Source organism: Priestia sp. P1_B12_1 (assembly GCF_056406695.1).
Genome location: NZ_JBFTZR010000020.1, coordinates 1 through 12314 on the forward strand (window position 1 = coordinate 1; position 12314 = coordinate 12314).

General features: G+C 35.9%; 9 protein-coding genes. 2 read left to right on the forward strand and 7 right to left on the reverse strand.

What is annotated here, in order from left to right; translation table 11 throughout:
* Window positions 1-1043 precede the first annotated feature (1043 nt).
* A complete protein-coding gene (locus AC1D0Y_RS26955) occupies window positions 1044-2144 on the reverse strand; it encodes an L-dopachrome tautomerase-related protein (RefSeq protein WP_477708169.1) in 1101 nt (366 codons plus the stop codon).
* 431 nt (window positions 2145-2575) lie between these two features.
* Between AC1D0Y_RS26955 and AC1D0Y_RS26960 the strand changes: the two genes are divergently transcribed.
* A complete protein-coding gene (locus tag AC1D0Y_RS26960; RefSeq protein ID WP_254176832.1) occupies window positions 2576-3355 on the forward strand; it encodes an SDR family NAD(P)-dependent oxidoreductase in 780 nt (259 codons plus the stop codon).
* A gap of 374 nt (window positions 3356-3729) precedes the next feature.
* Entirely contained in the window at window positions 3730-4218 is a 489-nt protein-coding gene (locus AC1D0Y_RS26965; protein ID WP_060747502.1) for a CBO0543 family protein, read from the forward strand.
* Window positions 4219-4998: 780 nt separating this feature from the next.
* Here the strand turns inward: AC1D0Y_RS26965 and AC1D0Y_RS26970 are convergent.
* From AC1D0Y_RS26970 to AC1D0Y_RS26995, 6 genes are all read right to left on the reverse strand, one after another.
* Window positions 4999-6276, reverse strand: coding sequence for an MFS transporter (locus tag AC1D0Y_RS26970; RefSeq protein WP_016766270.1), 1278 nt, complete (start codon window positions 6274-6276; stop codon window positions 4999-5001).
* A 129-nt stretch (window positions 6277-6405) separates the two neighbouring features.
* Window positions 6406-7377 (reverse strand): sugar phosphate isomerase/epimerase family protein, encoded by a 972-nt coding sequence (locus AC1D0Y_RS26975; protein ID WP_477708170.1) that lies wholly within the window; start codon window positions 7375-7377, stop codon window positions 6406-6408.
* On the reverse strand, window positions 7374-8552 hold the full coding sequence (locus AC1D0Y_RS26980) for a Gfo/Idh/MocA family protein (RefSeq protein WP_060747504.1): 1179 nt from the start codon (window positions 8550-8552) through the stop codon (window positions 7374-7376). Before AC1D0Y_RS26980 ends, AC1D0Y_RS26975 begins: the two co-directional genes overlap by 4 nt.
* A 187-nt stretch (window positions 8553-8739) precedes the next feature.
* Window positions 8740-9921, reverse strand: coding sequence for a levoglucosan dehydrogenase (locus tag AC1D0Y_RS26985; RefSeq protein WP_477708171.1), 1182 nt, complete (start codon window positions 9919-9921; stop codon window positions 8740-8742).
* Window positions 9922-10052: 131 nt separating this feature from the next.
* Window positions 10053-10874: a sugar phosphate isomerase/epimerase family protein gene (locus tag AC1D0Y_RS26990; RefSeq protein WP_477708172.1), complete on the reverse strand. Its 822-nt coding sequence runs from the start codon at window positions 10872-10874 to the stop codon at window positions 10053-10055.
* Between the two features lie 352 nt (window positions 10875-11226).
* Window positions 11227-12228 carry a LacI family DNA-binding transcriptional regulator gene (locus AC1D0Y_RS26995; protein WP_016766275.1) on the reverse strand — a complete coding sequence of 334 codons (1002 nt, stop codon included), beginning with the start codon at window positions 12226-12228 and terminating at the stop codon, window positions 11227-11229.
* Window positions 12229-12314 lie beyond the last annotated feature (86 nt).

The following is a 12314-nucleotide window of genomic DNA, read 5'->3' on the forward strand; positions in this document are numbered from 1 at the left end:
GGACCAGTATAATCAGCGCTTTGCGACAAGATGTCATATTGGTTTTGATCAAGCTCGCGCAGAGCTACAAATGATGTTTAAAACAAACTAGTGAATAACATCTATAAGAAAAGGAAATTCGTATTTACACAAAATTATTGACGGTCCCAAAAGAGTCTTTACTTTTTATAAGTTAAAGACTCTTCTTATGAGTTTCCTATATATTTAGATGATGCTCCTTCTTTTGTACTTTTATAATTAAGTTAAATTAATATTTATATTATTACGAAAATAAGTTCGTTAAAGTCTATGTTTTTAGAGGACGTTTATATGTCATCTTTAAACTTAAACGAACGGTAAAAATAATAGATTTCTTATGTAAATGATAGGTTCGTAAAGGTATACTTTTGCGGACTTTTGTTTTGGAATAAATTATGAATAATATATAATTTATTAAGGAAGATAAATGGATGTTTAAAAACAGAATAGTTATTTGGTTTATTTTAAGTGTAATTCAAAAGAAAAGACTACTGAACAGGGATCAGTAGTCTTTTCATGAAGCATGTTGTGAACTCAAGAAAGTAGTGAGGATTTCCAATTAGAAGCTTCGCAGCGTCTTAGATAGTTTGCTCAATATGTAAAAAAATAATTATTATTAAAAAGAGAAAAAACAATCCCTGGGAGTTGAATTGTTTTTTCTTAAGGAAAGATCAGGCTGATAGTTCCTTTTTGTATTCTATGTTTCTCACTTTGTGTTATGACTACCTATAAAATCCATTATGTTAACTAGATATGTATGCAGTATTCATGTTATTAAATAAGCTTATAAGGATTACAATGTTTGGGATACAAACGAACAGATCGGTTTGGATTTAAATAATATCAATACAGCATTAAATTTACCGATATTATAAAAAAATCCTTGGAGCATTTTAACACTAACCAAATAAACTGTTTCTATTAAACCATTTTGATGTTATTTGGCAAAAGTAAATAAAGCTAATACTTCTTGCTTACTCGTGTTTGTTTTACACTATATAATGAAAACAATTAATTGACTATTTTTATGATGAAAAGGTTGGAGCAGGAAATTCATCAATTTTGATACGAAGTAAACTATAAGGTTTCTCTCGTAAGTCTTTTCCATAATGAAATCTAGGCTGTCGATGTAATTGGTTCACAATGACATACAAATATTGATCCGGACCGATTGAAAAAGTATCCGGCCACAAAATTCTCGGATCATGTGCGATAGTTTCCATTATGCCATTTGGAAATATCTTACGAATACTGTTGTTTTCGTAATCTCCAGCATAAACAGTTCCCTTTGCATCGGTGATCATTCCATCAGAAGCACCTTTTTCTCCCCAATACTCCACATGATAAATTAAATCTTTATCTGGTATAGTTCGGTTCCTTAGAACTTCTGTTGGAATCGAGAAAAGATGACGACTGGTTAGTGGACAAAAAAATAAAACTTTGCCATCGGGAGAAATCGCTATTCCATCAGAAGCCAATCTAAATGTGGAAGTTGAGCCATCTATGTTTCTATTCATCAAAATTTCACCTTCTACCTTCGGTAAAAAATAGGGATCGGGTGAAGTTGATTTTGCTCCATTTAACCGTCTAAACGCGTTTCCATTTGATAAATCTACGACAATAATAGCTCCTGGTCCTTTTGAAGAAGAATCTGTTATATAGGCATAACCTGCTTTTCCAACACGAAAATCAAAACGGACATCATTCAGATAAGTTGTAGGTAGAACAACATCTTCTGTAAAGGTATATACTTTTCTTATTGTATTGGTTTCTAAATCAACAGCGACTAATTTCGCTCCCCCCTTAATAGGTTCAGAAAAATTGGGTGCTGCTGTATCTAATATCCAAAGCGTTCCCCTTCCATCAGCGACTACACTTTGGACACTGATGAAAGTCATTGTGATATTTTCGGAGTTAACCAAATTGGTTTGTAAATTGGGATAAGACTGCAATTTATCTTGAACAATTTCCGCCACTGTAAATTTAACATCGTCTCCCCATTTCGGAAAGCAAATGAAAATACGACCGGTTTCTGAAACAGTAACACCTGTAGGCATAGCCCCATAAAATGCATAAACTAGTTCTAAATTACCGAAATATTTTTCACTAGGTAACATAGGTTTCATAATATCCTCCTCAAACATTCAAACGGGATATCTCATATATATGATTTATATTTTTTCTAATGCATGTTTCTTAATAAGGTTTTCTATACGAAAAGATGATTGAATTGATTGTTTTCGAAATTTAATAAGTCTCTCAGAAGGAAGGAAACATTTTAATTTAAAGGTCTCCAGATGAAGTAGAATTCAATTAGCAGGTAGCGAAGTTCAATATTCCCAAATCAACGGTAAGCTGTTATAAAAAAGAAATTAGGAAAATTTTCTTTTTTAACTTTATGAAGAAATGTATTTAAGCTAAACCGCCTCTTTAGCAATTTAAGTCTCCTACTCTTTTATCATAGCTTTGCTTTTTAAAGAAATTTCGTATAAAGTGATGATTACATAGAATACTGTATCAGTCAGTGGTTTAATAACATTTCGGAGGGAAAATGCCAATGAATACAAAAGAGTTAAGAAATATCCATGCACTCGTAACAGGTGCTTCAAGCGGCCTAGGATTTTCCATGGCGGAGGCTTTGCTTCAAGGTGGCGCCACGGTGGCGTTAGCTTCTAGAGGTGGAACTAAATTGGATCAAGCAGTAGAGAAATTAAAGCGCGAGGGTTATCCTGCTGTTGGAATTCCTTTAGATGTTCGATCAGAACAATCCGTCAATAACGCGGTCGAATGGGTGAAAAGAGAATGGGGGAAACTCGATGTTCTCGTCAATAATGCGGGAATTGGGATGAGGACAGTAAACCCGCGTTTTTTAGTCGAGCCTCAGCCATTTTTCAAAGTAACACCAGAGGGGTTTCGAGATTTAATTGACATCAATCTCACAGGCTATTTTTTAGTAGCTCGAGGGTTTGCTCCTTTAATGATGGAACAAGGTCATGGGCGAATGATTAATATTTCTATGAACCATGAGACTATGAAAAGAAAGGGTTTTGTACCCTATGGACCATCGAGGGCAGCTACTGAATCACTCTCATATATAATGGCCGAAGATTTAAAGGAATATGGAATTATGGTGAATATGCTTTTACCGGGTGGTGCCACTACTACCGGGATGATTCCGGACGAAGTTCGAAAAGAGATTGAATCAAAATTCCAGCTATTAGATCCAAAGGTTATGGCCGAGCCGATTGTTTTTTTAGCCTCAGCTGCTGCAGAGGGAATCACAGGTGAAAGAATAATTGCCACCGATTTTCAAGACTGGCTTCTTAAAAGAAAATAAGTTTTTAATCACAGGGGCGGATCCTTTCCTCTTTGAAAAAGTAGAGCTGTCCCTATGATTATTCTTTTATATTTTATAGAATGTCCAGCTCCAGCACGGGTATCAGCCAATCCGTCAAGAAGACTAAAGAGCAAACCTTCTCGCCAGCTTGTCTAGAGTCACGGTGACCGTTTCTATTTCAAATAAGTGAGAAAGCGATTGTACATATTAAGCATTTGCTACCCGTTAGTTTAAGTGAAAATGTTCATAACCAGGAAACAATTTTATATCAAAATAGAACCTTGCTTATTCACTGTTTACTAATCTAATTATGGAATTTCCTTAGTATAACCTTCTGCATTAAAGATAAACTATCTTTGTGGAGGTGCTAAACATTGGGTCGAAAATTTGAAATAAACCTTATAAAATTCCTTTATCTCTTTGGTATTAGTTCTTTTATATATTTAATAAAAAAACCACTTGCAAAGGAATGGCTCCTTGTTTTCTTTATAAAAAGTTACTATGCATCATTGGTCGATAATCTGATTGTAAAAAGAGGCTATGTTCAATATCCCACCCGATTTCCAAGACAAGTTAAAACAAGCGTGTTGTTTGATTACATACTTTTCCCAATTACTTGTGTCTTTTATAATCAACTAACTAAGGATTCCCGCATCATTCAGTGCCTTTTAAAAGTTCTGTATTTCAGTATACCTATGACTATTGCTGAGCTGTGGCTAGAAAAAAATACACGCCTTATTAAATATAAAAATGGATGGAATTGGACAACTACTTTTTATTCCCTCTCTTTTTCCTTATTATTGGTTAGATTTACAATGTCTGTTATAAGACGTATTTTTAATAATGAGTACGATTTATCTTAGATAGTGCTTGTTAATCAACAACAAGAGGCAAAAAAATATAGGAACATTTGAAGAATGATTAAATCAGCCTATTTGTTTCAATTATTCGCAATTTCTTCTCTACATTAACTTAAATATCCTACTGATTTTCTGTTAATAAACACCAAAAACGGTCAGTTATATGGAGAATTTTTTTTAATGCGTTAAAGATATCAATCGTTTCTTTAGTCACTTCGATAATTTTGTATGTAGTTACAATTCGATTGTTTCTTTTATCAGTTGATACAGCAAGTACTTTTGGTATTATAATTAAGGTTACTGTGCCTATTCTAGCTTTAGCTACAATCTTAGAGTTTATTTATTCTTTCTTTATCATCAATAGAAGAAACACATCAAAAAAGAGAGCTTTACTCTACAAGAGCAAATAGGTAATTGCTTTATTAAATGTGGAGGAGATCGCTGACTAAGAATTAGAGCAGCAGGGCTAAGAAAGAAGAGTTATTTATTAATTTTGCATATGAACAACCTTAATACAAGGGATACTTTATTTCTGCAATTATCTCATTTGATTCACACACTTTAGACAGAGATTCTTTAAATGGGAGTATAAAATAACTCATGCATTGCTAACATCTCTAAAGAATTCACTTGTTAACTTGTCCATTAGGAAAATAAAAAAATCCATGAAATTATTTGAATTTCAAGGACTTTTTTATTATGTTTGTTATATGATATCCACTCACTTTAGTAATTCGTTAAAACAGTATAAAATCCTGTCTGCCATATTGATTGTCCTTACTTTCAACCGACTTGTTTCTCAGGTGAATAACTGCTCTTGTTTTGTTTTTTTTCACCTGGTAATTTCATAAATATCATCAAAATAGCACTAACAAAATACAAACCAGCAAATATCCACATGACTCCGTGTACACCCATGCTACCAATGAATGTTCCTACAATTGCAGGTGCAATAAAGTAAGACATTCCAGCCCCAAAACTTACAATAGCCATAGCTGAGCCTTTCTTTTCGGGTGCTAATGAACTTACTAGAGCAGAGAGTGGTACATAACCACATAGAACGATTCCAAAAATTATGCCTACCACAGTTAATGCCCAGAAATTATGCCCGAACATTTGAGGAGTATAAAGCATAACCAGAGTCATTACACCGCAACCGACACTGCCAATCCACATAATTGTCTTTCGCCAGCCTAACCATTTGTCACTGATATAAGGAATGACTAAGTTAAAAGAGATATTGGCCACCCACATAGTTCCCCATACTTGTAACCATTCTTCTGTACTGTATCCATATTCAGAGGACAAGTATAGAGGGAAAAAGATTGGAAGAGCACCTACGCCGGTGGAGTTTATTATACGAACAACTCCGCCTATTGCGATTTTTGGCTTTTCAATACAAATAGTTAGTCCACTGAGTAAACTTTTCAATTTTTCCTTGCCATTACCCTCACGTTCATGTACTTGGCCTTTTACAACAACAACTCCAATTAATCCACCGATTAACACCCATACGACCGCACTCCACATTAATCCGATATATCCGATTTTCGGAATCATATAAGCTGGAAAATAACTTCCAACAACATAAAGACCGCCACTCCATGCTGCCCAAAATAGCCCTATTGCCGTAGCTAAAATACGTTCAGGACTGCGATACGTAACCCAAACTAAAAACGAATAGCAAAATAAAGGATAACCAAATCCTCGAATAGCATAAGTCGGTAACATAACTGCATAATTATGCGGTTTTAGACCATATTCAATAAAAAGAATTTGACCTACTAACCAGATAACCAAGCCTGCTATCATAACCTTTCTTGGTCCCCATGCTTCTGTAAGGACACCCGAAAAGTAGGAGGCGATTGCTAATATAGCTCCGTATGCTGCAAAGAGAGTAGAAGATTGTTGAACGGTTAAGCCATGTTCAATAAGATATGGTGAAAGCCAACCATGTTCGAGACCATCTCCTACCATAAAAATTAGAGTTGCGATATAGCCCCAAATCATAGCTGATGGAAGACCTTTGGTGTTTTGCTCTCTTTTTGAAATCGCATTCATTTTAATCACCTCAAAATTATATATTTAACAATGCTGATAGTCACATTTACTCATTAGATGGTTCTCTTCAATGGTTAATGATAAATACCCGACTGGGTATTTATCATTAATTACATAGAAAATATACTGTTACGCCCACCACATTTCAGTTAATTGTTCTTTAAATTGTGCGCCTTTTAATAAAGAGATGGCCTTACTTAATCCTTCATCTAACGAAGCTAGCATATCTTCATGTTCAATGGATATCACATAATCATATCCTACCGCACGAAGCGCACTCACCATATCTTTCCATACTTTTTCGTTTTGCCCATATCCTACGGATCTAAATGTCCACGAACGATTCAAAGTATCACTGTAATGTTTTGTATCTAATACCCCATTAACACTAATATTTGCCTGATCCAAATACGTATCTTTTGCATGAAAATGAAAAATAGCCTCTTCTCGACCAAGTTTTTTAATGGCTTCTACTGGATTAATCCCTTGCCAAATCAAATGGCTTGGATCAAAATTAGCTCCAATACTTTGCCCAGCATGCTCTCTTAATTTCAAGAGAGTTTCAGGGTTATACACAACAAACCCCGGGTGCATTTCAAGCGCAATTTGATGGATACCGTGTGACTCTGCAAATTTCACTTCCTCTTTCCAGTAAGGAATGACTACTTCATTCCACTGCCAATCCAGGATTTCTGTATATTCCTGTGGCCAAGAGCAGATTACCCAGTTCGGATTTTTGGCACCTGGGTGGTCACCTGGGCACCCAGAAAATCCATTAATCACCGGCACTTCTAAACGTTCAGCTAATAAAACTGTTTTTCTCCACACGTCATGAGCCTTTTTGGCAACTATCTTATTTGGATGCAGTAAATTCCCATGACAACTTAGACCACTTATTGTAAGTCCTCTACTTGTAAGGGCAGCTTGAAATCTTTTTAATTTCTCTGGGCTCTCTAGTAATTCATCGGGATTACAATGACTGTTTCCTGGATAATTGCCTGTGCCTAATTCAACGGCCTCTAAACCCATTTCACATAGTTTGTCCAGCATCTCTTCAAAAGGCAAGTTTTGATAAAGAACTGTAAACACCCCTAATTTCATGCACGTACCTCCTGCTTTACCTTCACTTTCATCCATTTTTGTTGTTCATGACTTGCCAAAATGGCGTCGGTAATGCACATGGACATATGTCCATCTTCAAATGTCGCGAAAGTGGCTTTATCACTTAAAGGATTTTTACCTTCTCGAATAAAGGTATAGAAATTCAACAATCCATTTTTTAATGCATCTGGCCAGCCTTCATTATGGCCCCCCGGATGATGAATGGACGATTTTGCTTCAGGATTAAATAAAGTAGGATCTGCAAGAAGAGTTTGATTTGGTTGATCTCGATAGCCAATCCACAGCTTTTCTGGTTCTTCTTGATTCCAAAAAGCAGAATTTTGACTGCAAGCGATTTCGAAGCTTAGTCTATTTTTTCGCCCTGCACTTACTTGAGACACAGTAAATAAGCCTTTTACCCCGTCTTCAAAACGTACAAGAACAGATGCATAGTCTTCTGTGTTAATCGGAACATCTTCATATGCTTCTTCTTGTCCTTTTTGTCCCCCAAAAGTAGATCCTTGAGAAGTAGATTTTTTTCTTACTGGTATAACAGTTGCTAAATCAGCAAAAACTTCGACGATTTTTTTACCTGTTACATATTGAACTGTATCACACCAATGAGAACCGATATCCGCTACCGCTCGTGATTTCCCTCCGACTTCAGGAGCTAAACGCCAATTAAAGTCTGTTTCGAACAATAACCAGTCTTGTAAATAACTTCCGTGCACTAAGTTGACTTTCCCTAACTCACCGTTTCTGATCATTGTTTCTAATTGTTTTACAATCGGAAATTGGCGGTAGTTAAAGTTTACGCCATGTACGACCTGGTGCTCTTTAGCTAATTTCAATAGCTCGGCTGATTCTTCACTAGACATAGCTAATGGTTTCTCCGATAAAACATGTTTGCCTGCTTGAATAATGTCTTTATTAATTTGAAAGTGAAGGTGATTAGGTGTACAGTTATGAACAACTTGAATCTCACTGTCTTTTAACATGTCACGATAATCCCCATAAGCTTTCGGAATTCCAAGTTCAACCGCTTTTTGTTCTGCTACTTCCTGGCCATGTTCTGCTAATCCAACTACTTCTACAAAACCGAGTCTTCTGATAGCCTCAATATGAGTAGGTCCAATAAACCCTGTCCCAATAACTCCAACTTTTATTTTTTCCATTTCTTTCTCCACCTTAATAAACTTTATTTTCCATGATTTCTTTTACTTACGTAGTAGCTAAAAAGAGAATTAAAACCTTTATATATAGCCGTTTGTTGACCTGCCTCTATTGATCCGAATCACAAATCAACAACTCTATTTCTAATAAAGGCTAGTCTACTAGGACTAGCCACTACTAAAGTATTGCTTAAGCTTTCACTAAATTTTCTGTAAGATTAACCCATACACCTTTTTCAGCTGATTCAAGGATAGCATCTGAAATAACGGCGATTTGATAACCGTCTTCAAAATCTGGTGATACGTTTGTATCTTCAGCGATTGATTTGAGGAAATCATATGTTTCAATAATTTTTGTTTCCCCGTACCCAATTCCTAATGCTGGGATTGGCCATAGACCCTCTCCATATGGATGTGCAGGTCCCGTATAAACCGTTCTGAATCCGCGGCTATCACTTGGATCATCGGAGAAACATACTTGAAGCTCATCACGGCGTTCATAGTTAAAGTATAATGAACCTTTCTCTCCGTGAATTTCAAATGTTAAGAAGTTGTTGCGACCCCAGGCATTACGGGTCGCTTCAATGCTTCCTACTGCGCCGTTATCAAATTTAATTAAAGTTGAAAACTCATCGTCTACATCAACTTTACCTTTTGGTACATCAGTTTCTGCTTTTACAGTTCCTAGTTTATCTACCCCGCCACTTTGAATCGGTCTTTCACCAATCCATGTCTTTGCAATAGCCATTACTTCTGAAATGTCACCCACAAGATATCTTGCAAAGTCAATCACATGTGTTCCGATATCACCTAATGCACCTGAACCAGCTCGCTCTTTTTGGAAGCGCCATGATAAAGGCGAGTTAGGATCCGCAGACCAGTCTTGCAGGTATGTGCCTCGGAAGTTTAAAATCTTTCCGATTCTTCCTTCCTCAATATATTTTTTTGCTAGAGCAACGGCTGGTGTTCTGCGATAGTTAAATGCGACCATATGTTTAACACCTGCTTCTTTTACTGCGTCAAGCATTGTTTTTGCTTCTGCTGCAGTTCGTGCTAACGGTTTTTCTGAAATGATATGTTTACCTGCTTTGGCAGCTGCAATGGCAATCTCTGCATGAGAGTCATTTGGTGTTACAATATCAATAATATCAATTTCAGGATCTTCTACTACCTTTCTCCAATCAGATGAATAGTTTTCAAATCCTAAACGTTCCGCTGCATCTTTTGCTAACTCTTCGGTCACATCAACGACTGTGTGTCGTTGAGGAACTGCTGGCGCCGTCCAAAAAAACATTGGCATACCTGCGTAAGCGAGTGCATGCGCCTTCCCCATAAATCCTCCGCCAATCATACCTACGTTTAACTTTTTCATTTTTATTCTCCTCCTATGAAAGTAGTCTATTTATTCCGATCTACTATCTTTTAAATAACATTTTCTATATCGTTATGGTAAATTAGACTTCAAGTTTCTAATATATTATCTCTGCTACTTTCTTCTTGACCTTAAGACTTATTGGCCGTTTCAAAACTTAATAAGAAGTTAAAACTGGTTTCTGCTCCTTTTTTCGGATCATTATAGCTATCTAATTCTACTGTAAGCCATTCATCATATCCAATTTCATCCAGAACTTGGATCATTTGATCAAACTTTTGATGTCCTTCTCCTAAAGGAAGAAATTCTCCATTATAATAATCTTTGAAATGAATATATTTAATGCGATCTGCATATTTTTTAATTACTTCTACCGGATTCCCTCCACCTGCTTCGATATGCGCTGTATCCGGACATAAATTAATCGTTGTTAGTGCCATTAATTTGTCCAGCTGGTCTGGGGCCTCTACGTTTGTTCCTAAATGCGGGTGATAGCTTGGAATAAGATTATATTTCTCTGCAATTACTACTACTCGATTAAGTGCATTGCCTAAATCAGCGTAATCGCTTTCTAAAATACCATTCGTACGGATAGCTCCTCCACCAATTACTAGATGCTGCGCTCCTAGTTCAGAAGCAAGAGCTGCAACCTCTTCAATTTTCAATAATTCCTCTTCCAAAATATCCGGGAAAATAAAATTCCCTCCAGTGTAAACTCCAATAAAGTCTAAAGAGTAACGGTTCAGCAATGCTCTGAATTCTTCTTTTCTATCTTTAAATTCCATTAGATTTCCGTCAAACATTTCAAATCCTTTATATCCAACTTCTGCAATATCCTTTAAAGCTTCTTCTGTTGATCCATTTGCAAGGTAATAAAGGTCTTTTATCGAAGTGACTCCGGCAGGATGCCCTACTACCCCGCCCCACGTATTTGTCTGATATCCTAGTTTCATGGTTTCTCTCCTATCTTTAAAGATTCCTTATGAGTACATGGTGTATTAATACTGGGATTTCATCACCTCCCTAAATTAATTTAGATAAGAAATAATTGAATCAAAATACATGTAATCGATTACAAAGTATTCTAGAAAAAGACTATATTTTTTAATTTATTATAAGAAGAAGCTGTGTTTACTACCTGTACTTGTAATTGATTGTACTTATCAAAAACCCAAACTAAAAATCCCTTTTTAATCGGATATTAAGCAATTCTTTTTCCAACCATTTGTAATCGATTACATCTTAATTTTAAAAAACAAGAAGATTTAAATCATCAGACACATTTTCAAAAGAACTCTTATTCCCTTATGAAAGATGTGTTGAGCATGAATCACGTATGATAAGCTGATCTTCCATTAAATATTGATGTCTTTCAATTTCTTCCTTATTCATCAACTTTATAAGTAATTTCATTGCCATCGTGCCCATCTCAAAAGCTGGCTGTGAGATGGTTGTAAGAGCCGGTTTGAAAATAGATGAAAATTTTATATCATCAAATCCTACTACGGAAATATCATGTGGAACACTTAATCCTTTTGAAGAAATAGCATTTATAGCTCCAAATGCCATCTCATCATTTGCTGCAAACACGGCTGTTGGAGGATGATTAAGATCCAAAAATTGATTCATTATATTAAAACCGCTTTCATAAGAAAAATCACCCTCCTGCACTAGAATGGACTCAACTGTCAGGTTGTATCGTGTCATTGTCTGATAAAATCCTTTTAATCGATCCTGGCCTATCACTCCACCTAGGGGACCTGATATAAATCCTATCCTTTTATGTCCCAGCTTAACCAAATATTCTGTTGCTTTTTGAGCCCCGCTGATATTATTAATAGAAACGGTGGGGATGGCTGAACCTTCTATATATTCACATGCCAAAACTACAGGATATTTGAGAGCCATTTCCTCAATGTTCTTCGATTTCATTCTCGCCGTTAGTAAAACCATTCCATCAGCTTTTTTTTGCAGAAGTATATTTAAATACCCATTTTCTCTTTCCAAATCATTGCCCGTATCCCCAAGCAGAACTTGATATCCGTTTATGACAGCTACAGACTCAATTCCTCTTAATACCTTCGAAAAAAAAGGATTTGTTATATCAGGTACAATGACTAGAATGGTTTTGGTTTCTAATGTTCTTAACTGGCGAGCTAATGCATTTGGCTGATAGTTTAATTCTTTAATTACTTGTAATACTTTCTCAGTCGTTTCTTCCGTTACAGTGTTAGGTTTACTTAGCACTCTTGACACTGTAGCAGTTGAAACATTTGCTTTTTTTGCTACATCTATTATTCGCACCATTTTACGACTCTCTTTTCTTGTTCTTCTCTATAACAGAATTGTAACCGCATACAAAAGTATTGTCTAATTGGATTCAGACAACGTTT